At 43.7% G+C, this 24,720-nt stretch carries 12 protein-coding genes, 1 other RNA gene and 2 pseudogenes; 2 read left to right on the forward strand and 13 right to left on the reverse strand.

The genetic code is table 11. The annotated features are described in order from the left end of the window. Nucleotides 1–87: 87 nt before the first annotated feature. Nucleotides 88–9,492: an InlB B-repeat-containing protein gene (locus HXT35_RS02010; RefSeq protein WP_421788286.1), complete on the reverse strand. Its 9,405-nt coding sequence runs from the start codon at nucleotides 9,490–9,492 to the stop codon at nucleotides 88–90. A gap of 408 nt (nucleotides 9,493–9,900) precedes the next feature. Between HXT35_RS02010 and ssrA the strand changes: the two genes are divergently transcribed. After that, nucleotides 9,901–10,297: a transfer-messenger RNA gene (ssrA, locus tag HXT35_RS02015) on the forward strand. 219 nt (nucleotides 10,298–10,516) lie between these two features. On the opposite strand, the gene HXT35_RS02020 is transcribed toward ssrA, so the two are convergent. The 12 genes and pseudogenes from HXT35_RS02020 to HXT35_RS02075 form a co-directional block, all read right to left on the reverse strand. Continuing rightward, on the reverse strand, nucleotides 10,517–11,239 hold the full coding sequence (locus HXT35_RS02020; protein ID WP_421788288.1) for an HNH endonuclease family protein: 723 nt from the start codon (nucleotides 11,237–11,239) through the stop codon (nucleotides 10,517–10,519). 1 nt (nucleotide 11,240) lies between these two features. Further along, entirely contained in the window at nucleotides 11,241–13,796 is a 2,556-nt protein-coding gene (locus tag HXT35_RS02025) for an ABC transporter (RefSeq protein WP_421788372.1), read from the reverse strand. Between the two features lie 225 nt (nucleotides 13,797–14,021). Next, on the reverse strand, nucleotides 14,022–14,726 hold the full coding sequence (locus HXT35_RS02030; protein WP_004127468.1) for a ribonuclease HII: 705 nt from the start codon (nucleotides 14,724–14,726) through the stop codon (nucleotides 14,022–14,024). A gap of 107 nt (nucleotides 14,727–14,833) precedes the next feature. Further along, the gene (gene lepB, locus HXT35_RS02035) at nucleotides 14,834–15,652 is read right to left on the reverse strand and encodes a signal peptidase I (RefSeq protein WP_421788290.1); all 819 of its coding nucleotides are present in this window, start codon (nucleotides 15,650–15,652) and stop codon (nucleotides 14,834–14,836) included. Nucleotides 15,653–15,679: 27 nt separating this feature from the next. After that, nucleotides 15,680–16,048, reverse strand: a complete 369-nt coding sequence (gene rplS, locus HXT35_RS02040) for a 50S ribosomal protein L19 (protein ID WP_004127473.1) — start codon at nucleotides 16,046–16,048, stop codon at nucleotides 15,680–15,682. Nucleotides 16,049–16,295: 247 nt separating this feature from the next. Beyond that, nucleotides 16,296–16,922, reverse strand: a pseudogene (locus HXT35_RS02045) (AAA-associated domain-containing protein); the annotation flags it as partial. Nucleotides 16,923–16,984: 62 nt separating this feature from the next. Beyond that, nucleotides 16,985–17,810, reverse strand: a pseudogene (locus HXT35_RS02050) (ABC transporter ATP-binding protein); the annotation flags it as partial. A 78-nt stretch (nucleotides 17,811–17,888) separates the two neighbouring features. Beyond that, complete coding sequence (locus HXT35_RS02055) at nucleotides 17,889–19,637, reverse strand: ABC transporter permease (protein ID WP_004135507.1); 1,749 nt, start codon at nucleotides 19,635–19,637, stop codon at nucleotides 17,889–17,891. A gap of 188 nt (nucleotides 19,638–19,825) precedes the next feature. Beyond that, nucleotides 19,826–19,972 carry a hypothetical protein gene (locus tag HXT35_RS02060; protein WP_176605909.1) on the reverse strand — a complete coding sequence of 49 codons (147 nt, stop codon included), beginning with the start codon at nucleotides 19,970–19,972 and terminating at the stop codon, nucleotides 19,826–19,828. 93 nt (nucleotides 19,973–20,065) lie between these two features. After that, on the reverse strand, nucleotides 20,066–20,752 hold the full coding sequence (locus tag HXT35_RS02065) for a non-canonical purine NTP pyrophosphatase (RefSeq protein ID WP_421788292.1): 687 nt from the start codon (nucleotides 20,750–20,752) through the stop codon (nucleotides 20,066–20,068). A 24-nt stretch (nucleotides 20,753–20,776) separates the two neighbouring features. Then, nucleotides 20,777–21,538, reverse strand: a complete 762-nt coding sequence (rph, locus tag HXT35_RS02070; RefSeq protein ID WP_004127484.1) for a ribonuclease PH — start codon at nucleotides 21,536–21,538, stop codon at nucleotides 20,777–20,779. A gap of 36 nt (nucleotides 21,539–21,574) precedes the next feature. Next, nucleotides 21,575–23,635: an ABC-F family ATP-binding cassette domain-containing protein gene (locus tag HXT35_RS02075; RefSeq protein ID WP_004127486.1), complete on the reverse strand. Its 2,061-nt coding sequence runs from the start codon at nucleotides 23,633–23,635 to the stop codon at nucleotides 21,575–21,577. Nucleotides 23,636–23,721: 86 nt separating this feature from the next. Between HXT35_RS02075 and rnc the strand changes: the two genes are divergently transcribed. Beyond that, nucleotides 23,722–24,516: a ribonuclease III gene (rnc, locus tag HXT35_RS02080; protein ID WP_421788295.1), complete on the forward strand. Its 795-nt coding sequence runs from the start codon at nucleotides 23,722–23,724 to the stop codon at nucleotides 24,514–24,516. Nucleotides 24,517–24,720 lie beyond the last annotated feature (204 nt).

The following is a 24,720-nucleotide window of genomic DNA, read 5'->3' on the forward strand; positions in this document are numbered from 1 at the left end:
TTCGGGCGACCCGGGTCGCAAAGCCCCAATAGCTAAGCGTGAACCGGAACCTTCGTTATTTTAGTCACCACCCTCGACGCGCAAAAGTTAGCTTTCTTTATCTTCGCGCTTGCGACGATGCCTGCCAGCGAATCCAGCCAAACCAACAGACGCTAACACGCCGGCAAGTATTGCAGATTGCACAACACTACTACCAGTTTTAGCGAGTGTAGGCTTTGATTCTGGAGCCTCTGGCTGCGGATGGTACTCAACCTCAGGCTCTGTAACTTGAACAGAAGGCGCAATATCCGGCACAAATGGTGTCTCAGGTGCTTGTGGTACAGGCTGAGGCTGTGGCTGCGGCACAGGCGACGGAGTTGGCTTTGGCGAATCCACCACGTCAATATACACAGTAACATTAACTTTTTGACCGTATTGATCAATAGTAGTAAACCTTACTTCTACTTTCGGCTTTCCATCAACAATCTTAGGCGTGCCGGAAATAGTACAAGTATTTCCATTGCAAGAAGGAATAAGGCCGTTAGAACCGCCTGTAACATGATTAAGTTTGTTAATAACAAAATCAGTGCCATCTACCTTAACATTCGTCTTGCCACTAGAATTCTCAGTTAAATTCAGCAAAGTAAATGTTGCAGGAACACCCGAAGCCGCAGAACTTGTAAATGTCAAATTCACAGGCTTCATCTTCTCGAAGTTTGCAGTAATCGTAGTTTCATACGTTGGCTGCGGCTTCGGCATTGAAATCTCTGGATTTACGCCAGCATCGCGCAAAAGCTTCTTCAAATCTTCCAAACTAGACTTCTTGTCGCTGCGAATTTTGTTCGCAACAAATGGTTTACCTGCTTCATCAGCAAGTTCAGCTAGCAATTCTCGCTGTTCGTCAAGAACATCACTACCAATTGCGTTCTCAAGATTAGCGAATGTCAAGTCTATTCCAGCTTTTCGCATCAAATCCTTCAGCGCTTCTATTGAATAACTCTTAGACTTTAAAATTTGATCAGCAATCCATAGTTTTCCAGCTTTTTTAGCAAGTTTTACAAGCAAAGCCTTTTCACGAGCTTGCTCAATCATTTTGTCAACGGCAATACCATTTTTGGCAAGCTTATCCTTAATACTTTGTAATGAATCATTAGACTTGCGGATTTCTTCAGCTAGAACAGTCTTACCTTTACTTTCTGCAATCTTAGCTAATTCTTCACGCTTAGCATTGTAGACATTCACAGCGCGTTGATTTTGCACTTCGTTCAACAGATGTTGCAATGAAGCAAGCGTAGAGTTATGCGAGTTACGCGAGTTACGAATCAGATTTGCTATATATGGCATACCATTCATAATCGCCATTCGCGCCAAAGCTTCACGTTCTTCTTCTGTAGCTTTACGCTGATTCTCTGGAGCTGCTGGAGCTTCCAGAGTTTCAGTTGTATTAGAAGTCCAATCTTTAAACACGTAACCCTTATCTGCAAGCACGTCTGGAACTGGCATTTGCACGTTTTTAGCGCTCTTACGAACCCAGTATGTGAACACAGGAGACTTCATTTCTCCGCCACTACCAGCTACATACGTTACCTTCGTGTAGTTCTTTTCTACAAACTTAGCCGCAGCAGTGCCTTTAGCAGGCAAATCGTTATCTGCAATCACGCTAGGCAAAACGTAGACGCGCACAGGCAACTTAGTTGTAACAGTTTTTTGCTTTCCTGTCTTCTCATCAGTTTCATCAGTAGGCTTAGTGACATTCACAACAATTGTTGAAATTCCAGGCTTTGAAACATCAACCTTAGTACTTTTATCTACAGATACACTCACGTTAGGGTCAGTGTTATGTACGAGCTTATTAACGTCTGGAATCGCATCTCCAACGCCAATAACTGTTTCCGGAATCTTCACATCGTCAACGCCATTTTGCTCAGCAACGAAGATGCGCGGTCTACTGATATCCCAATTATCGTGTAAGAGTACGCTCGACTTAACGCCTTTTGCGTCATACATTTGCCAAGTTGTAAAACCGGAAAGCGTTGCAGCAATGTCGTTTGCAACCTTCTTAGCAAACTTAATATTATCTTCTTTATCTTTTCCGTGACGAATATACAGGAGTTTTGGCTTATACGAACCGTCAGCCCACGTTCTACCAAATCCTGGAAGGAATATGGTTGCAACATAACCGTCTGGAATATCGTCTTGTTTAGAAGCGTCGATTACGTTCTGTATTTGATCGTACTCTGCCTCATACGTTGTATCCGCATCATGTATTTTATTACGAATCTGCTCGTCCGTTAGAAGATCCTTCTTTGTATCTGGCACATCAACGCTAGTTACAGATTCTGGTCCATTTACCATCAAAGTAGTGACAGGAATTGCTGAATAATCATTCAAGCTACGCCTTGTACGCGTATGCCCAGTGCTATTCTCAGCAGGAGCAACAACTGTCTCAACCTTTCTCCAGCCTTTGAACACGTAATGGTATCCATCAGCGTCATAATCCCTGCCAATAACCTGCGGAGCTTTTACGCCAGAAGCCTTATTCGTATGCACATAGAACAAAGTGCGAGAACCGCTAGCCATACTTCCATAACGTTCATCCGTAATGAAGTTAACCTTCTTATAATTTCTAACTATTTCATTATGTTCATCTATCTCATCTTGAGATGGATTAGTGCCAAGAGCTTTTACATTTTCACCGTAAATCAAGTCATACATTACTTTAAGCTTGCCAACAGTCTTATAGGAAACAGACTTTTCCACGTCTTTGTACTTCACAGTAACTGTTAACGGAACAGTGTAAACGCCAGCTTTATCAACAGTTGGCTTAGTAGATGCATACTCAACTGCTACACTCTCTACATTTGGATTCTTAGTTTTATCAATCAAATCAGCATAATTAGCAATGTAATCTTCTGGCTTTGGAAGAGTACCTTCATCTTTACAAATTGCACGCAAAGTATTAGGTGTAACTTCTGGAGTAGCTAAAGGATCTTGCTCTGCCACGAACTCTTGGAATGGTTCGTTGACTTTCCAATCCGAAACATTCTCTATATGCGTTACTTCTTCTTTGCCATTAATCATGCCGCTTCGAGACCAGCTGCCGGTAGCGTTAGTTAGGTTTTCCTTAAGTCTATTCAACGCACTAGTCTGGTCATCAGCACTGTAAGGAATTTGCGAAAGATCAGTACCCTTCTTTACGTAGAACACCTTAGGGCCGTCTGTGCCGTCCTTCCACTTTCGTCCTGGAGCAGGCTTGAATATTGCAACTACAGCATCCTTAGGAACTTCACCACTGTCGGAAGAGCTGGAGAAGTAGTCGATTCGCTTGTAAATAGCATTATAAGTTGCGCCGTCTTTGCCAACTTCCACCGTAATATCTTTATAACGGCTTTCGGAATCGATATCAAACTTTTGCTCTGGATTTGGATTCTCATGAGTTGGCTTTACAACCTCAGTTGCCCAACCCTTAAACACGTAGTGATAATGCTGGTCGCTATGATCCTGGCCGAATGCTTGCGGCACGCGGATTCTAACTTTCTTACCCTTATAAACGTAAGCAGTAAGAGTAGTTGTTCCGCCAGCAGCAGGAGTATTGCCAGTCGTATCGTGACCAACAATAGTGCCTTCATCATTCTTGCCGGTAAAGGTAATCGGAGCGTACTCTTTTTCATGCGCTGTGCCGTAGTCAGTAGCCTTAAACTTCTCCCAATCGCTTGCGTACACCAAATCCGGCAGCACACGGTACAACACTTCAGTTTGAGCAGTGTGCCCATCAAGCTTCACTTGCACTTTAATCTTGTGCAAGCCTGGAGTGTTGTCGAATGTTTCGTCACCAACAAAGCTGAACGTGGCACCAGTTGGATAATCACCAGCATTCGTTATAAGCTTCTTAGCGTCATCACTACTTGTAGTACTAATCTTCTCAGTTGGCTTAAGCACTTGCGGAGCTGCAGCAACAGGAGCCTTAAGCTTGAATTTAGCAATGTAAACAACCTTTGGATTAGATTGAGATTCAGAAAGAATTGGCAGACGGTCAAAGCCATCGCTTTCCGTTTGCGAACCACTTCCATTATCTATATAAATCTTAGAAGTCCAGCCAGCAAACTCGTAGCCCTTCTTAGCTATTGGGTCTTGAGGCAGCGGCATTTGGTAAGCCTTCGTGCCTCCAATAACGTCGTAGACTAAACCGCCTTTTCCAGCAGTAATACCATCATATCCAACAATGCTACCCATATTCTGTTCGCCGTCGGCAACCTTGAACACGTAGCGCGTGTAGTTGGTTGGACGAACTTGAGTATCGTCCTTGCGCTTAAGCACACGAACGTCATCGTATTTGAAGATGATTTCAGGGATACCATAAGTCTGCTTGCCGTCGCTATCAGTAGTATAAGTAATATTCTGCTGCGTATTTTTTGGCATAAAGCCAGGAATTGGCGTGTAGAACGCCACGTCGTGCTTTTGGTTTACAGAACTTACTGTTTTATCTGGAAGTAACGTTTTGCCATTTTGATCTACATACTTAATTGTGTACTTGCGAGTATTGTACGTTTGATAAACAAACTCGCCAGTATTCTGGCTCTCGTTACTCGAGGCTTCAAAGCTTGTGAAATGCTTATCTGGGAAGTGCGTTTCGTCACTGTAGACTGCTTCCGCATTGTAACGCAAATGATCGCGCAAGCCGGAAACCGTTTGAGTAGAAACGTGGTCCACCATCGCGGCTTTGGCTGATTCATCAGCATTCTTATAGTCAGCAAACGTATACCCAGGCTTTAAGAATATGTGATTAAAAGTGCCATTGTAGCGAGTATCCTTAATCCACACGGCTTTAAGCGTTATATCTTCTACTACCTTGTTGCCAAAAGCGTACGGCAAAGTTGTGCCGTTCTTAGTAATTTCCCAACCGTAGAAGTCGTAGCCCTTGCGAGTTGGAACCTTTATATCCTCCTTTTCGTCAATAACATGGTAGTGATTGAACTCCAACTTTTTAACTACGTCAGAATTTACTACTTCTTTGCCGTTTTTGTCAGTTTCAGGCATATCATAGTCAAGCGTTACAGTGTGCTTAATACCTTCTGGCTTACCCCACGCAGCATAAAGCTTAATGCCGTTGACTGGCACTGTAATATCTTTGTCTTCGCCATTTATAAACCGAGTGCCGGCTTGATCAACAGCCCAGCCTTTAAACACGTAGTCTTTTGGCAAATTTTTAGGGCGCTCGATGGAGTAAGTCTTGACATTAAGCGTGAAAGTGTACTTGCCATCGAACTGCTTAGACTTGTTATCGGCATCGTCTTTAGTTACAGAAGCATCGTAAGACTTAACGGCGCCATCGTTGTAGTACAAGGCTGCGTCGTCGCCGGTCAATTTAGCGTTGCCGCGCTTAGTCAAGCTATACTCAAATGGCAGTTCTTCTGTAGCAGCGCCACTGTCGTCCTTTATAGCATTGCCGTCCGCATTATAAAACTGTACATCGTACGACTGGCGGTTGTACTCGAGAGTTGCTATTTTATCAGAACCAAATTCTCTATAACCACTCTCATTACCAAAATTAAGCTTTTTTTCAAAGCCAGCAACGTATTTACGGAACTCAAGATGATACTTCTTTTTAAACTCGTAATATTTCTTATATGCTGGATCAGTTTTAAGTTTTTCAGCAATCTTCGCATTTAACTTTTTAAGAGCAACTCCTCCATCTTCGTCATCTTCGCCTTCATGATAATCAGGAAGTTTGCAATCATCATCATTTCCTTCTTCTGGAGCATCGTCTGGAGCGTCTTCACCTGTTACTTCTTCATAAAGCTCATGTACTTTGTCATAGAAGCCATCAAAATCGAGATCTTCATCAGCCTTAACACCATCTTTACGACTAATGTTTTTACTTGTAATATTAGTTATTTTTGACTCAAATCCTGCAATAGAAGGCGGAGTAAAGGTATAATCACTACTAAGCGTGTCATCCTTACTATAGGAGTCAGTAGAAAGCTCATACTTAATATTTTTGCCAGTATCGCCATTTTTTTTAGATGCAATACTCTGTTTTTTGACGATTACCTGTACAACACCAACATCACTTTTATCATAGGAATCAAGAATAAGTAGGCGCTGATTATCTTTTACAGTATACTTTTGCGCACTAGCATCTGAAGGTTTGTCACTAATCTGCGGAGCCTTGCCATCTTTATACATCCAATGGAATTTTGGATCAACAAATTCTTCTTTCGTTAAACGAAATGGAGGAGTATCACGATATGTACCATAAGTATCTCCATTAACATTTCCACCAATCAAAAAACCTAATGAAGAAGTGTTACCATTATCCATAAAGTCTACTTCATCTGAATTAGGCCAAACATCAGTAAGACTCTGCCCGTAACGAACCTTTACACGGTAACCATCATGATCAACTTTGCTAGTTACTTTATTAAAACTATTACCATACGTGTAAGTAGATTCGTTGTCTAACTTGCTCGAACAATCACCGCCGCCAGCGTAGCAGTAGCTAATCGTCTCACCTTTGCTGTTCTTTTTATGTATAACGGCATTATTGCCGCGCATACCATTATTACTGTTCTTAGGAGCAGCAAAAATAAGCTCGTACTCTTTGCGGTCGTAAACTAAGTTAAGAGTGTTGTTTAAGTCGTCCGCGCAAAGCTTCGATTTAATACGTTTGCCTAAATCTGGGCGACCTGGCACAAAATCATGTTGCTCAGTGTTAAGCTTTTTAGTAAGCTCCTTATTCACATGGAAGTAGCGCGTGAATTTATCTTTATAAACTCTTTCACCCTTAGCATTTACAGTATAATTGTTCGGATCATCAGGATTCTCAGTATTGTACCCGTCTAAGTTTGTTACATGCGTATCGTTCATCCAGTTGAACTTTGCAATTAAGCCAGTCTTATGTTCAGGATCTTTTCCCTGCAGCTCTTCTTCCGTTAAGCCAAGCTCTGGGTTCTTTACATAATCATCTTTGCTTTTGCCATTAAGCTTACTAGCATCATCAACAACGCCGGCATCATTCATCTTATCAAGCGCAACGTCGCTATCAGTTTGCACATTCTTGCGCTCAACAAGACCAACAAAGTCGTAGTTTGCAAGCGAATCCGGATGCTCTTTATCAACTAAATCAGCTTTTTGCACCCACACGTTCACGCGGTAGCTGGTGGTTTTATTCTCATCCCAAACTGCGCGGAATTGCACATTGTGATCCGGCATCTTAAAATCTTTGTCAGATATAACAGTAGGATCACTATATAACCCAGAACTTGGATCATTTACTGTATTAGGATCTACTAAAGACCATCCTTTAAAAGTGTAACCTCGCCTAGTTGGCTCTGCGACACCTGGCACTTTCTGGTCATAATACACTTTCTGAGCAGTAACATCCGTGCCGCCAGCAGAATCGTAAGTAACTTCATACGCCTTACGGTAGTAGCGAAGGTTCAAAACTAGCTTATCTTTTTCATCTTCAGAATCCGAAAGCGGCGAGCTAATAAGATTATGCTCCGGTTCGTAGCCTGGAATGTACGTTGCTACAGCGCTCACATCTGAACCAACAGTACCAGTAACTTCAGTGACGTGAATACGTTCTTTTGTGCCATTTTTGTAAGTTACTTCAATAGTCTTGCCAACGCCAAGATTTGGAGCATCGTGGAACTCATCCTTCTTATTGAGGTCCTGCACCAAGTGACGCACATAGTACTTAGCTGTTTTAGGAGCGTAGTTTATGTTCAGCTCGCCGTAGTACTGAATGCCGTCTTCTGCTTGCAGCTGCGTAGACGATGAAGATTGCGGATTTTGTGGAGCTTGAGCGCCGCTAGCTCCTCCAACAGCCGGCCTTTGCTTTACAGCATACTCAGTAATCAGATCCTTGCTTAAACGCAAGTAGCGAACAGCATCCGCATCCGTGCCATCGTCAATAACATACTCGCCGTTACCGTTTTTAACGTAATACTGATAATTGCCGGAATGATATACGGATGGACGGTATCCAGCAGACTTTGGAAGCTCAATGTACTCGTACTTGTCATCTTTGCCGAGCTTATCGAAGTCTTCTCTATCAATCGTAAGCTCGTAAGGCTGCACAAGCTGCTTATTTGCAGCGCCGCCAATCGTATAGCGAATTTGCAAATTATACGTAGCTTTTGGCTTTTTGTCGGTTTGTACCTGCTCGTTGGCTTGCTCTGTGCTATTCGCCTCTGGATTATCTGTATTCGGCTTAATTACCTGGCTGTTTGAATCAGTTGCTGCAGTAGCTGAAGGCGTACCGCTTTTATCTTCGCCTGAGCCACTTGCATTTGTAGCTTGTGCAGCACCTTGTGTGCCCTGTGTAGTACCTTGTGCAGTGCCTTGCGAACTTTGTTTATTGCTTTGCGAACCTTGTGCAGAACCTTCTACACCCTGCCCTTGTGCATTTGTATTTGCACCTGCGCTCGCTGCAGTTCCAGAGTCAGTGTGAGATTCTGTACCTGTTAAAGTTACAGAAGTAGAATGTGCGTCTGTATTATTTGCAGGAGACACAGTCGGAGTTGCAGGTGCACTATTCGTATCTGTATTATTTGCAGGAGCTACAGGAGTAGCTGGCGCAGGCGTATTATTTGCAGGAGCTGCATTCGCAGCAGTTGGCCCTTCGCTTGAAGGCTGCTTATTTTCAGCTGGCTTAACGTAACCAGCATTTGCTTCCGGTTGATTTGCTTCCGGTTGCTTTGTTTCTGCTGGTTTCGCAGACTGAGACGACTGCGACTGCTGAGACGGATGAGGATTTGCTGGCTCTGTTTTTGCCGCCAGCTCCGACTTCGCAGCAGGCTTTACCTCTGCCGGCTTTACGTCTGATGGCTTTGCAACTTCCGGCTTCGCAGCTGACCTTACGTCTGCAGGCTTTGCAACTTCTGTATTCGTAGCAGCTGGCTTCGATTCTGACTTTACTGCTGGCTGCGCTTGATGCACTGGCACAGGCGCACTTGCTGTATTTTCTGAAGAAGTAACATTTGCCTTTGAGCCTGAAGTTGTATTTTTAATTTCAGACGTCTTTGTAGGCGTGGCAGACTTATCGCCATTAAAACCCTCAGAAGAAATTGCAGGCTGCACATTCTGAACGTTCTCAACGTTTTCACGCTGCTTTTGAGCTTCAATCTCACGCCGCGCAATTTCCACAAAAGCCTTAGTCTGCCTGCTTTCTCTTCTAGCTCCCACACCCCAACGAAGCATGTTAAGCTCTTGCGATCTCGAATTACCTTTGCCAGCTTTACTAACAACATTTGCATTATCAACAATATTTTGCTGGTTGATTTGCAATGCAGAAGCGGATGCGTACGGAAGCATCATGGCCAAAGTCGAAGCAACAGCAACTCCAGCAACGCCACGATTGAAACGAGCAGGCTTTACTGCCGTAGCCTTTAGCGACGCAGTCTTTTTGGAGTTCACAGCTTTTTTAGCATTAGGATTTTTATTAGCCTTTTCAGCTTTGTGAAGCGCTCTTTTAACTGATTCACCACGCAAATCCTTGCTAACAGCCATTACTTCTCCTTAATTCACCAATACAAATTTGTAAAAGATTACGCCCAAATCTCATATAAATTATAACTTATACACAATACACCTGTAGAGTATGCATTCACGAAATAAACAATTGTTTAGTATGCTTAAAAGTAATAAATAAGCAAATCCACACAATTCATTAAATCTTCAAAATGTCATATCATATCTACATGCCCTAGCATTATACCCCCCCCCCATCAAACATTTTATAATTATCCTTTTATGCAATCCGTATCATTTATATACAGCAGCTTGCGTACAGCAACTCACGCACAGCAACTCACTCACAACAACTCACTCACAACAACTTACACATAGCAGCCGCGCAGAATATGTTGTAATATAGTAGAGTCTGCTTTAACGCAGCGAATATTTGAAAATTCAAAAGGGGTCGATCGGTTTCGACGGCGATCTGTTCGCCGCGGGGAAGCGTGCCGAGAATGCGAAAGTCCACTCGTAAACGTCCTTTCGCAAAAGAATAAGTGCTAAATCTAATCGCACTGAGTTCGCTCTCGCTGCCTGAGCTTCGCGCCAGGATTAACCAGTGAGCAGCTGCTCCGTTCACCCACTCACGTCTTCGGGGTGGTGCTGAACGTCATTAGAAGACTTGCTTGAATTGCCGGGCTGCAGGGCAATTCAGGGACTTTTACTGTAGATATGCTCGCCATGAATTGTCTGCGATAACATGGGGGCAGAAAAACTGCCGCACGGCCAGCAGACTACGCACGTAGAAGACCGAGGGTACGGTCACCGGACCGGGGTTCAATTCCCCGCGACTCCACAAACGCAATAACGCCACTGCTCTACCATCGCTAACGCAACAGGTAAACAGTGGCGTTTTGTATTCGCAAGCACTAAAGCGACATAAACTACTCACCACTGCGCTGTTTTGGTCGAATATTCGCGCGTAGGCGACCAAAACTACTCACCACTGCGCTGTTTAGGTCGAAATCTTACTGGAAAACGACATAAACTACTCAACGATGCGCTGTTTAGGCCGCATTCACCTTGGTAGCCCTTGTGCACCGCAATTATGCAATACAGCCAGCATGTTCTGCTTCTCGTCACGAGTTACAGTAAGCCCATACTTATATTTGACCGCAATTTGACGAGCCACATATTCGCATCTAAATGATTTGTTAGAAGGAAGCCAGTACGCTGCTGAAGCAGATCCTTTTTCTTGATTTGCCGCGCCTTGCACAGCAAGTAAATTAAGCATATCGTTGCCAAATTTTAACCTTTTTGAAGCATTCCAATTCCAAGCACCAGATTCCCAAGCGTTTTGCAAAGCAACAACGTGATCTATTTGCACCAAGGCGCTGGTTTTACGGCCACGTACGAAATTAATATCCAACCCAGTATACGGATCATGAAGAAGCCCCGAGCGCACTTTGCACGAGCCAACGTACTTGTATTTCACGTTTCGCAAATCGCGAGCTAAAACATCTTCTCTAACATCACAACCGTTGCCATCTTCATCCGTAGTGCGATACCCAAATACTTGACGCTCGTAGCCTTTGTGATACGGTTTCGCTACACGAAGCTTTTTAAGCGCTTTAGCTGCATCTCCACTCGCCTCATACTCACCAGTAATCTTGCCTACATTGTTACTAATCTTTGGCAAGAGCAAGCCAACAGCAACGCCAATTAGTACAGCAAGTATAATCATCCAAAAAATTGCAGCTAACTGTCTTTTTGAAAATTTACGCCGATTGTGCCTATACATACTATTTACCAGATGCTCCAGCTGCTGCAGCTGCCCCACCAGCCGCTTTACCAGCTTGACCAGCTTTACCACTCGTTCTTACCATCGAAGGTATACGCTGCAAAACAACGTCAATAACTTGCTGAATCATAATCACAAGCAACACCATTGCCATAACAGCATATACTGTGCTCCATGCTGGAAGATTCGTTGGAACAGGATGAATAGTATTTGCCACAACCAGCGCCGCAGCAGCAATACTTGCCAACGCCAAAGCTAGTATAAACGAGGAGATGCCGGCTATTTTACGTGCTAAACGCATGTCTTGTTGCGAAACTTTTTTCATTGAAGCAATCATTCTATTTACACAATGCTCACCTTGACGGAAAGCAAGAATCTCATCAATACCAAGCTCAATATCGTTCACTTCGCACTCAACATCATTCTTTTCATAACGAAGCTTATTTACAACATGTTTTGAGCGAATAAGCAAATATCGAGGCAGCACAAAAACAATAATCACGCATGCTGCAATCGCAATATAAGATAAGTTTTTGTTGAAATAGTAAAGCACAACAATTAGCGGAATAACAGCGCAAACCATTCCAACATTCATACTTATATGAGCCTTATGCCAACGCTCGTTATGCATGTCTAAACCTGCAAAAGAAACCACAAGAGTAAAAGCTCTAATAGCCATACATAAAACAGCAACCATAACGCATTGTTGCATTACAAAACCAAAGATTGGTCTACCAGCAACAGCAAACATTGCAGAAACAATAGTTACAGGAATACACACTGTTGCCGCAAAATTAAGTGCTGTAATAAACGTAGAAAGAATAGCAAAAATAGCGCGCTTAAACTTGGAAATGTTACGCTTGCTAGATTCGGAAATAACAGCAGAAATAGGGGCGATATTTTTTATTCGCACACTTGCTTGCGATTTTTGAATTTCGCCCGACTTACTATCCAAAATATGCCTATAAGATTCCACAGTAACTTTAGCATCCGCAGAAGTGCAACCAGCATCGTTAGGCATTAAAACTATTACAGTTGCAGAGCGCGCAACTCTACGCAAAATCTTAATAATCTTTTCGGCTTCTGATTCACTAATATCTTGCGCACAATAGTCGAAAATATAAACAGGAGTGTGACGAAGTAAAGCGCGAGCAAGAATAATTCGACGAATAATATCTTCCGGATTGTATGCTGAATCAGGATTATTTAGCAAACGATCAATAGGAATATCTAATCCGTCATAATCTGCATAAACAACGCCATCTACTCTAGCAGCTCGCAAAGCATCCCACATAGCAGTAGTTGTTGCATTTGGAGCAGCAAGAAGTAAGTTTTCGCGCAAAGTCATAGAAAACAGATGACTTTTTTCGCTAACAACAGTAACAATATCTGCAAGAGCGCCATAAGTAGCATCATTTAGAGAAAGATACGAAGAATTTCCACCTTCCCCAAAAGTATCAAGCGAAACAAATGGAGAATCATCATCTTCCTGAACTTCGTAACGATCGCTATAAGACAGCAATACGTCGGCATTTTTGTTAAACCCAGTTCCAGAAAGTATGTACGAGTGCATAGCAGACTGATATTTGCTTGGAACTACTTGAAGCTCACCAGAGCGCGCAACTATAGATATACGCTCAAATTCATTATTATTACTACCATTGCGTTTAATATCGCAGCGCATGCGCAAAGCAATATTCGCAGAACCATCTGGCAAAGATAATGTTGAACCGTCATCACTAAAAGATATTGGAGCGTTAGAATCTGTTACAGTACGCAATAAAGACTCAACGTGCTCCATTCCAAGCACAGCATCACGAATAACATGCATATACTTGCTAACAGCTCTAAACGGCTGGACACTAAGCATTAGCAAAGGCATTGTTAGCAACGCTGCAGCAAGACCAACGCCTTTTACGCTAGATAACCAAACTGTAGCAACAATCGCTATTGAGGCAATAACATAAGAGCACAACGCACTAACGCAACGCCAATATGCAGAACGCATAAGCAAAACTAGCACAAGAGACGCAATATTAAACATTGCAGATATAGCGCAAATGCCAGCAATAGCAGGATTTACCGTGCATAGCACAGCAGAAATAACTACTGGAATAGGAATAGCAGCAACGATTTGAGGCACAAGAACGGCAATAAAACGCTGGATTGCAGAAATATCGTCATTTACTGAAAAATTTACAAAATCTCCAGTTTCTTCAATATTTGCGGATCTTAAAGATAGCATTGCGTGAAGCATTTTTGGGCGCAAACGCATTGCAACACGCGACTCAATATCTGTTTGCATAGTCGAAGACCAGTGAAAAGCCGCGTATTTTATAAGAATAATAGCAACTAAAGCAATAATATACGAAGTCAATTCAACAGAACTCATTAAAGAAGTTCCAACTGAACGAACTGGGCGAAGAACTGGGGAGAGCATTCCAACACAAACATAAGCAAATGCAATATTCATAAGATAAGAAATCGCTAGGCACGCCGACCTTAAAGCAACTAAATGCTTAATTCCTGGAACGAACGCAAAACAGCGATTTATCATCTCCTGATCCTTTTCTTCATTACGAATACTCATTGCAAATTTTTCCAAAAATAAGTTCCCCCACCGCTTTTAAGATTACGCTTCACACACACCATCAACACGCCGGCTACCGCCAAATTATGCTGATTTTAAGCCGTTCTGAAGCTTTGAAACATCCGCCAAAAAGAAGGCAATTTAACATTTGCGCAGATTTGACAAGAACAATCTACACTTATTAAAACTTGTTTATAAATTCCAAGACAGTCTGTGCAAATCGCTAGGTCCTACTTCTTTAATTGCGTTTCGATGAGCTAACGAACCATAGCCTTTATTATGCGCCCAATCGTAGGATTCATATTGCGGTTTTTTAGATAACATCACCATAAGATTATCTCTTGTAACTTTTGCCAAAACTGCAGCAGCCGCAACACTTGCACATTGACGATCCGCCTTCACAAGAGTATGCACTTTTACAGGAATCGGCACAAATGGTGCGTCAAAAGTGTTGGCAACTTTATCAATGTAGTCGCATGGACCATCCAATATTGCTGCAATACGAGGGTTTTCTTTTTTACTCATTTGCATATCTTCCTCGACTGTTGCAATTGCTTTCAAAGCCGCAACTCCAAGCGCGTAACTAATACCCCACTCATCTATTTCTTTATTAGTACAAGATCCAACAGCCCAAGAAGTACACCATTTTTGAAGAGGATTAAATAAGTCTTCTCGACGACGCTCAGTAAGTAGTTTAGAATCAGCTAAACCTTCAGGAATTGTTTGCTCTTCGATTTGATTTTTACAAATAGCGGCAGCTCCAACCATTACCGGACCTGCAAGAGATCCGCGGCCAACTTCATCTAGTCCAATAATCCAATCATATCCTTCGCAAAGCAAGCTTTTTTCATTATCGAGAGATGGCGTAAGAGGTATTTTAGAAGATTCTTTCGGCATAATTAAGACTTTACTTGCATAAGTTTAATTTACAAGTTTAATTCGCGATTTAATTCAAACTTTAATTCAAACTTTAATTCGCGCTTTAATTTCAGTTTAATTGCAGTTTAATTCGCAGATTTGCTTGGAACATCGTCAAAAGCATCATGATGCTCATCCAAAAAACCAACTCGATCCAAAGGCCACGTGCGGAACACTGCAACGCCCTCGATTTTAGAAATCGGCACCAAACCATCGTCGCCATCGTTACGATGGTAGCGGGAATCTGCAGAATTAGCGCGATTATCTCCAAGAACAAAAACATGCCCAGCTTTAACCTTTACCTTAAAAGGAAAAGCACTTGGATCTACACCAGGACGAATATAAGCAGATTCGTGAACAGGAACGCCGTTAACAGTAACAGGCTCCCCCGCTCCCTTACATTCAACAGTATCTCCAGGCAAACCAATAAGACGCTTAATCAAATCCTTGCCAACTAAACCGTTAGAAGACTCTCCACTTAACCAATGAGCAGGATCTTCAAAAACTACAATATCTCCGCGATGCAAAGGAAATACGCTAGGAGTTAGCTTTGACGTAACAACGTAATCACCAATGTGAATAGTGTCAAGCATAGAGCCGGAAGGAATAGTATACGCGCCGAGCAAAAACAGGCGAATAATTAACACTACAAAAACTGGAATACCAAACCAAACTAAAGCGTCTTTAAGAGAAAAACGATCGCCGTTTTTTTGATTACGAGCATGAGCAAAACGCTTGATATTTCGGCTCTCTTTACTATTTTTTTTGTTTTTTCTATTTTTCCAAAAACCACCAAAACCGGAAGGCTCATAACCTTCCGGCTCAGGTGGAACCGGTGAAGGATCTACGCCATGACCCGCTACCGCGACGATATGAGTATCGCTAATTTGCGTGCCATCAGACATAATTTAATCCTTCACTTTAAGGTTGATTTACTTAGCAGCGCTGTTATCACGACGCTCGGCAATACGAGCAGCCTTACCACGCAAAGCGCGCAAGTAGTAAAGCTTAGCGCGACGAACGCGACCGCTACGAACCAGCTTAATCGAATCGATAGCTGGGGAATGAAGTGGGAAACGACGCTCAACACCAGTGCCGAAGCTCACCTTACGCACAACGAAAGTTTCACGCACGCCAGCACCCTTACGAGCAATCACCACGCCGGTGAAGGTCTGAATACGAGTGTTGTTACCTTCCTGAATCTTAACGTTAACGTCAACAGTATCGCCAGGACGGAAAGCTGGGATTTCCTCAGCTGCCTTAAGATGCTTAGCATCAAATGCTTCTACAGCATTTACCATAATATTCCTCCATCGCCGCCGCATACCGACGCATAGTAAGCGTTAGCAGCAAATGCGCTACGCAATTTTCCCCAAAAAGTTCGCTTTTTAGGGGGCTTTCGATCCGCGCAATCTTAAATAAGAAGCGACTAGACCTAAAGATAAAAGAACTATGCGGCATCCTTTTATCGAAAGCATACAAGTATCAAATTTATGCACAATAATGGACATTATTAATGAGCAGTATTGCACACTATTTCAAGCTATTTCAGCGTGCAACACCGTCCAAAGGAGCAGTTTCAACAGTACGAGTCAACTCGTCATCGTCGGCATCGTAATCAAACAACTCGCCGTAACGACCCCAGCTAATCGCAATATCAAACTGTTGACGAGCAAGCGCATCCGTATGCTTACTGCGCAGCAAATCCAAAATCAACTCGCCGCGAAGCTTACCGTTGCGGTTACGACTCAAAGCCTGATCAATTGCGTGAACAAGAGGAGCATGCTCAATAGCTAGTCGCGCAAACACTTGCTTACTGTGCAAAATGTCGGCGTTATGCCATTCTTCTCCAGCAGAAGTAATAGTAATATGGCCGTTTTCTGCTGTGAGAAGATTAAGCATTGTGCCAGCATCAACAAGCGGGAACAAATCGTCGATTTCAAACGACAAGTCTGCTGCCAAATCAGCCAAATCAATTCCGTCTGGATTTTCTGAAATAACATCAAGCAAACCTGCCATACCGCCTGGGGTTGCGTTTGGAAGCAAACGAACAGACACAGGCTCTGCCTTTACTTCACCAGATTCAGCTTCATCTTCGCTCTGCTTGTCTTCGTCTTCATCGTCATGATGACGCTGAATAAGCATATCTGCAATTGCTGCAGCTTCATCATCTTCAGCATCCTCAGTATCTACAGATTGAGTTTGGTTCTGCAAATCATTAGACTGTGAACTCTCCTGCTCAGAAGCACTTTCTGGAGCAGAACCGGTCAAAATAGCGTATAGATTATCGACCATAGCCTCAAATTCAGCACTGTGCTTATCTCGAGGACGAGGCAAATCAACCTGAACATCTGCAATTAAATGACCCGGATGCGAGCCTAAAACAACCACGCGGTCAGCCATTTGCACAGCTTCTTCAATATTGTGCGTAACAATAAGCACAGACTTAATATCGCGCTCCTCGCTAGACCAAAGCTTAAGAACTTCCTGACGCAAGTTTTCTGCAGTAAGAACATCGAGTGCAGAGAACGGCTCATCCATAAAAAGAGCATCCGGTCGCAAAACCAACGCACGCGCAATACCTACGCGCTGACGCATGCCGCCGGAAAGCTCCTTTGGGTAAGCGGTTTCAAAGCCGTCCAAACCGATTGCGTCAATTGCAGCGAGCGCAAGCTCAGTGCGCTTTTCTTTGCTAACACCTCTAGCTCGCAAACCAAGTTCCACATTGTCTTGCACGGTAAGCCACGGCATAAGAGCGAAGGTTTGAAATACGATTGCAACCCCCGGGTTTGGGCCAGTAAGCTCTCGGCCACGATACGTTACTGTTCCTTCCGTAGGCTGCACAAGGCCTGCCATTGTGCGAAGGAAGGTTGATTTTCCAGCACCAGAACGTCCCAAAATTGCTACGATTTCACCTTCGCGAAGAGTGAAAGAAATATCGTGCAAAACATGCTGAGTTGTGCCGCTGTCGGAAGTGAAGCTTTGACTGATGTGCTTTGCGTCGATAATATCGCTTGTAATTGAGGATTGCGCTGTTTTTGCATTGCTTTTCAAAGTATTCATAATTTTGCCAATCTGTTTTATAAAATTTGTTATTTTAGCTGATTCAATTAGTTGATTTAATTAGTTTGCTTAATTCAGCTAGTTCAATACGTAGCGTTTTTCGGAAATACGTTGCAGAGGCGACCAGAATAGTCGATTACTTAAAACAACAATTAAGCTCATAACAGTTACGCCAACTAAAGTGCGGGCAGTATCTCCCATAGTAGTTGCGTTGGTAATATAAGCACCCAAGCCTGCAGTAGACATACGATGCTTACCGTATTCAACAATTTCCGAAACAATCGAAGCGTTCCAAGCGCCGCCTGCAGCTGTAATACCACCGGTGCACCAAGAACCAAAAATAGACGGCAAAATAAGCGTCTTCCAACGCAAAACGCGAGCCAGCCTAAAGCTGCGCGTCATTTCACGCAAATCATCTGGAATAGCACTAGCGCCAGCAATAACATTGAAAAGAATGTACCATTGCGTGCCAAGAGCCATCAAAATAATACTTCCCCAACCCAAGTCAATATGCCAAGCCATAAACAAAGCCATTGCAAATGGGAATATAAAGTTCGCTGGGAAGCTTGCAAGAATTTGCACAATAGGCTGCATAATTCTAGAAATCTTTGGATTCATGCCAATTAAAACACCAACTGGAACCCAAATAAGCGAGCTAACAAAAATCAAAACAGCAACTCGCACAAAAGTAATTCCACCAAGCATGCCTGCTGTAATAAACTCTTGCAATCCTGCAGTTGTATGCACAAAGTAAAGCATGTGCACCACACCTGCTGCAACAATAAGGAACATTAAAACGTTAAACGCCCAGTCACCAAACTTGCGCTGCGAAGCTCTATGAGGCCACTTAGCTCCTGTGCGACCAAGCGGACGAGTAATCTTTTCTAACCACTCTCTAATTGGCAAGAAAAGCTTGCTAATAACCTCATCGGCGTGAGAATGACGAATAAGCGTCAAAATAGCGCTGTGACGCTCATTGTCCGAAGCGCTCTGCGTAATGCGGAAACGCTCAGCCCATGCAGTAAGCGGCTTCCACAAGAAGAAGTCAAGCGCCAAAACAACCACAACCATAGAAGCAATAGCCCACCAAATATTCCCGAGCTTATTATCTGCAGCAGATTGCGCAACAAAGCTACCGATACCAGGAAGAGCGTAAGTGTGGTTATTTACGGAAATCATTTCCGAAGCGGTAAGGAAGAACCATCCGCCACCAACAGACATCATGCAATTCCAAAGCAGCGGAATCATTGCGTTTGGCATATCTAACACCCAGAAGCGCTGCCAATGCGTAAGTTGCAGGCTACGAACCGCCTCGTCCAACTCCTTCGGCTCGCTGAGCAACGAACGGTGGAAGGAAAAAGTCATATTCCATGCTTGGCTTGTAAAAATAGCGAAAATCGAAGCCGCCTCAACACCGAGCATCGATCCAGGGAAAATCACCAACCAAATTGTAACCGTCGCCGAAAGGAAGCCCAAAATTGGCACGGACTGCAAAATATCCAAAAGCGGAATAAGCACCTTGCCAAGCCTTCGACTTCGAGCTGCAAGAGAGCCATAAACAATAGTAAAAATAAGCGATGCCACTAGCGCAAGAAGCATACGAAATACTGAGCGCAAAGTGTAGTACGGAAGATTAATTAAGTCGGTAGACACTTTAGAAGGAATACCGCTTGGACCAATCGGCTGATTTATGCGCTGAATAAGGAAAGCGGTTACGCCAAAAACAGCAATAATACCTACGCACACAATAATATCGGACCAGAAGCGAGTGTTCTCGTCAACCTGTGCGCCTGCGCCTTCCTTGCGCGAAGTTGTGAATACGGTCATAACAAAGTCCTCTAATAGGAACTAAAGGTTTATTTGCCTTTACTTATATTTTATTGAATCTTTTTCAGATTTATTTTTAGATTGATTTATGTAGCCGTATCACCATTGATTGCTTTTTAGGCTCAAGAATTGCAGCTTACTTTTTATTTTCGCAAGTCTAAAGTTAAGTTTTGCAGATTTCGTAAGTTTTATTTTTGCAATCTTTGCAACCTAAATGCGGTGATTGCCGGCTTCATATATTCAGGAGGAACATCTGAACTACTACTGCCAATAGTGTCAGAACCCTCACTCGTAGTGCGAGTACTAGAATTATGACTGTTACTGTCATGTTTCACGGCAAATCACCTCCTTAATGCCGTGCCAATTATAAATAACGATTAAACCTGTGTCAAGGCACGCTGCACACAGAGGAATTTATGCAAAGCTATTTATTCTGTAATAAACAAAGCTTGCAATTCAGGCAACAAAGCACGCAAAGCGTGGCCGCGGTGAGAAATACTATTCTTCTCTTCCTGAGTAAGCTCAGCGCTAGTTAAACCTTCCATTTGAACGCCGTTACGAATAGGCTGCTCGTCTGGAACAAAAAGCGGATCGTAGCCAAAACCGTTAGTTCCGCGCTCTTCTCGAAGAAGATGACCAATCATCTCCCCCATTCTAACCGTTTCAAAACCGTGAGTGTGCAGCATAACACTGCCTTCAGGAACTTCACTACAATCATCTGGAATAGCAAGAGCAGCCGCACAACGAAAACGCGCTGTTAAGAACCGATCCGGAATATCCGAAAGTTGCTGAAGAAGAAGAGCATTATTCGCTTTATCGTCACCATGAACTCCGCTCCAACGAGCAGATAAAATTCCAGGAGCGGCACCCAAAATATCGACAATAATCCCAGAATCATCCGCAATAGCAGGTAAGCCAGTTCTTGAAGCAACATCTCGAGCTTTAAGCAACGCATTCTGCTCAAAAGTAACTCCGGTTTCCACAGGATCTGGCAAACCAAGAGAACCCGCAGTAATAAGTTCAAACCTGTCTGCTAACTGATTTAACTGTTCAGCTAAAATACGCTTAATTTCAACGAGTTTTCCCTCATTATGTGTTGCCACAACAAGTTTCACGCCCGCTCTCCTTCAATCTGTTTACTATTTTGCTAAAGCAGCTTTTTGCGCTTTCTGCAGCTCACGATTACCTTTTGTTGCTAAATCAAGTAAAGTATTTAATTCGTCGCGATTAAACGGACGATGCTCAGCAGTTCCCTGAATTTCAATAAACGTGCCGGAACCAGTCATAGCAACGTTCATATCTGTCATAGCCTGACTGTCTTCAACATAAGGCAAATCAAGCATAGGAGTTCCGTTAATAACGCCTACGGAAACCGCCGAAACAGCATCTTTAAGAACGCTTGCAGCGGAACGAATATGACCATTCTTTTCCGCCCAATTAAGAGCATCTACCAATGCTACATAAGCTCCAGTTACGGAAGCCGTGCGAGTTCCACCATCTGCCTGCAAAACATCGCAATCGATTTGAATCTGGCACTCACCCATGGCTTTCATATCGACAACTCCACGCAAGCAGCGACCAATAAGACGGCTGATTTCATGCGTGCGACCGCCAATTTTTCCGCGCACAGATTCTCGATCGGTACGCTCAGCAGTAGCTCGAGGAAGCATAGAATATTCGGCAGTTACCCACCCTAATCCGGAATCTCTGCGCCAACGAGGAACACCAACAGTAAAAGTTGCAGTGCACATAACGCGCGTATTCCCGCACTCAATAAGCACAGAGCCTTCAGGAACGTCAGTAAATTTACGTGTAATTCGCACAGGGCGAAGCTCGTCAACGTCACGACCGTCTACGCGAATTGGTTTTACAGATTCCAGCATATCCTTGATTTGAGCCATAACTCACAAATTTAGCACGTGGCTGTTATCTTCTAATCACTGCAGCTGCTCAGAAAGTTCCATCCACTCTTCTTCAAGATCACTAGTTTCTTGCGCATTCTGCTGCAATTCTTCGTTAAGAGCTTGAAGACCTACGAAGTCACTCGGATCGTGAGAAGCCATTTGAGACTCAATATTTGATTTTTGATCTTCAAGTTTTGCAAGTTTTCGCTCAATTGCTGCCACGCGTCTTGTGGCATCGTGATAGGCTTTGCCGGTAAGTTTGGGCTCAATTACTGTACTTTCTGAACTTTCTTTAGTTGTAGAATTTGCAGCACTCGAAGCATTCGCAGTACTTGAAGCGCCAACAGTACCAGTAGTACCACTACTATTTTCGTGATCGCGTTGCAATTTTTCTACAATTTGCAAATACTCATCTACGCCACCCGGAAGATGACGAATTTTGCCATCAATCAGCGCAAACTGCTGATCAGTTACGCGCTCAAGCAAGTAGCGATCGTGCGAAACAACAATAAGCGTGCCAGGCCAAGTATCAAGCAAATCTTCCATAACAGCCAGCATGTCGGTATCTAAATCATTACCAGGCTCGTCCATAATCAGCACATTTGGCTCATCTAGCAAAATCAGCAGTAGCTGCATACGCCTTTTTTGACCGCCCGAAAGATCCGCAATCGGAGTCATAAGCTGCTCAGGCTTAAAACCAAGACGCTCCATAAGCTGACCGGGAGTAACTTCTTTCCCGTCAATAATGTAGCTTGGTTTATAGCGGCTTAAAACTTCCTTAACCTTATATTTTCCAAGCTTTTCAAGCTCTTCAAGGCGCTGCGAAAGCACAGCAAATTTTACAGTTTTGCCAATGTTTACGCGCCCCATAGTAGGTTTTAGCGAGCCGTCAATAATGCTTAATAGCGTTGATTTTCCGGCACCGTTTGCGCCAACAATTCCAAAACGATCTCCAGGGCCGATTAGCCATGTTGCATCGTCGAGAATCATGCGGCCGGTAATAGTTTTTCGTTCTGCTGCAGCAGTTTCCGGATTTTCTTCAGAAAGATTTTCTTGATTTTCGTCGACTGCAATCGTAACGCTTCCTACGTGAGTTGGTTGCGCAAAAGCAGATTCTACAATGTCAACTTTATTTGATTTTTCTGAAGTAGCAGCACTTTCTGCAATATCTGGATCAATATTTTTTAGCTGATTAGCATCGTCAAAAATTTGCGTAACATCAATCAAATCAACAACTTGCTTGCCAAGACGCGAAGTTGCCATTTTCTTCAATTCCAAAGTATCTCGCATTGGAGGCACGTCTGCAATAAGCTCGCGAGCCTGCTTTACGTGGAACTTCTGCTTAGTAGAACGCGCACGAGCACCGCGTGAAAGCCATGCCAACTCTTTTCTGGCCAAATTTCTGCGACGCTCCTCGCGCACATCAGCCTGACGCTCCCTTTCAACTCGCTGAAGCATGTACGCGCTGTAGCCGCCTTCAAACGGATCTATTACGCCGTCGTGAACTTCCCACATCGAAGTGCAAACCTCATCTAAGAACCAGCGATCGTGAGTCACAATCAAAAGCGCACCCTGGCCGTCTTGCCAACGGTGGAGCAGGTGCTCAGCAAGCCAGTGAATTGTCACAACATCCAAATGGTTCGTAGGCTCATCCAAAGCCAAAATATCCCAGTCATGAAGAAGCAATCTTGCCAAATCAGCTCGCCTGCGCTGACCGCCAGAAAGCGTACCAACTTTTGCTTCCAAATTGATTCCGCCAAGAAGAGCTTCTACGATTTCGCGCGAGCGCGGGTCTGCAGCCCACTCGTAATCTTCGCGATTTTCCAAAGCAGCCTTACGCACAGTTGCGTTGTCATCTAAAGGATCGCGCTGGTCGAGCATGCCAAAAGTAAGCCCTCCGCGCTTAGTTACGCGCCCGGAATCAGGCTGCATTTTACCGGCAAGCATTCGAAGCAAGGTTGACTTTCCGTCGCCATTTCGACCAACAATACCAATCCTGTCACCTTCAAAAACACCTTGAGTTACATCAGTAAAAATCGTTTTTGTAGCAAACTCTAGCGAAACTCGTTCTAATCCCAAATCATACGTAGGCATAATGCATAAATATAGCTGCAGACTTCTACGAACAGATTTAATCTAAAAGCGTGCGTGTTGGCAATGTGGACTATAATAGTGCTGTTATGAATACTCAAAATAATCAAGAAAATAAGCACAATACGAAGAGTGCACATAAAGCAAGTGGAGTTTTAAGATTAGACGACGGCGAGGCCCGCGCTGGGGATCCAACTCAGGAGCTTTTAGACGCTTTAGGCACAACTATTTCGCCGGATCTTTTGGTAGAAGCGCTTACGCATCGCTCGTTTTCGCACGAGCATCCAGGTACGCGAAATTATGAGCGACTTGAGTTTTTGGGAGATGCTGTTTTAGAGCTCGTATCTACAGAAACGCTATTTTCTGCGCATCCAGACATGACTGAAGGTCAACTTGCGAAGATGCGAGCGAAAGCTGTGTCTGAATGGGCGCTTTCTGCTGTTGCGCGCGAAAAGCTGCATGTTGGACCATATATTCTGCTCGGCCGCGGCGAAATGGAGCAGGGCGGAAATAATAAAGATTCGATTCTTTGCGATATTGTTGAGGCGCTTATTGGCGCAACTTTTGTTGAGCACGGTATTGATGAGGCGCGCGCTGTGGTACATCGTTTGATTGATGACACTTTGGCGGAAGTTTTGACCGAAGGTCCAGCACTTGATTGGAAGACTTCACTTACGGTTAAGGCGCACGATATGGGATTGGAAGATCCGGAGTATCGTATGGCTGTTTCTGGACCTGAATATGCTCCAGTTTTTGAGGCGCGAGCAGTTCTTGCACACAAGGACGGCGACGAAGTTCTTGGCGTTGGAAGCGGATCTAGCAAACGTAAAGCGCAACTTGCGGCTGCAGAAGTCGCTTGGCACGCGCTCGACGCGCGTAAGTAACTACGAACTTTACCTGATCTGCGAACTTTGTCATCGATACTTCGAATACGATAAGCGACTATCAATCAAAGAACACTAGCATTATTGCTCTGCTATCGCTACACCGAAATGACTACCACACAACAAAAAAACACTAATCATTTTCTGAGTAGTGAGGTTGGGTGTTGCTTGGTCGAGCAATATAAAAGCGGAGCGATAGCAATA

The organism is Gardnerella sp. DNF01141 (assembly GCF_049244255.1).
Classification (GTDB): domain Bacteria; phylum Actinomycetota; class Actinomycetes; order Actinomycetales; family Bifidobacteriaceae; genus Bifidobacterium; species Bifidobacterium vaginale_E.

Excerpts from the sequence above, each read along its gene's own strand:
- HXT35_RS02010 (WP_421788286.1), bottom strand. The coding sequence starts at position 9,492 with ATGGCTGTTAGCAAGGATTTGCGTGGTGAATCAGTTAAAAGAGCGCTT.
- HXT35_RS02020 (WP_421788288.1), bottom strand. The coding sequence starts at position 11,239 with ATGTATAGGCACAATCGGCGTAAATTTTCAAAAAGACAGTTAGCTGCA.
- HXT35_RS02025 (WP_421788372.1), bottom strand. The coding sequence starts at position 13,796 with ATGATAAATCGCTGTTTTGCGTTCGTTCCAGGAATTAAGCATTTAGTT.
- HXT35_RS02030 (WP_004127468.1), bottom strand. The coding sequence starts at position 14,726 with ATGCCGAAAGAATCTTCTAAAATACCTCTTACGCCATCTCTCGATAAT.
- lepB (WP_421788290.1), bottom strand. The coding sequence starts at position 15,652 with ATGTCTGATGGCACGCAAATTAGCGATACTCATATCGTCGCGGTAGCG.
- rplS (WP_004127473.1), bottom strand. The coding sequence starts at position 16,048 with ATGGTAAATGCTGTAGAAGCATTTGATGCTAAGCATCTTAAGGCAGCT.
- HXT35_RS02055 (WP_004135507.1), bottom strand. The coding sequence starts at position 19,637 with ATGACCGTATTCACAACTTCGCGCAAGGAAGGCGCAGGCGCACAGGTT.
- rph (WP_004127484.1), bottom strand. The coding sequence starts at position 21,538 with ATGGCTCAAATCAAGGATATGCTGGAATCTGTAAAACCAATTCGCGTA.
- HXT35_RS02075 (WP_004127486.1), bottom strand. The coding sequence starts at position 23,635 with ATGCCTACGTATGATTTGGGATTAGAACGAGTTTCGCTAGAGTTTGCT.
- rnc (WP_421788295.1), top strand. The coding sequence starts at position 23,722 with ATGAATACTCAAAATAATCAAGAAAATAAGCACAATACGAAGAGTGCA.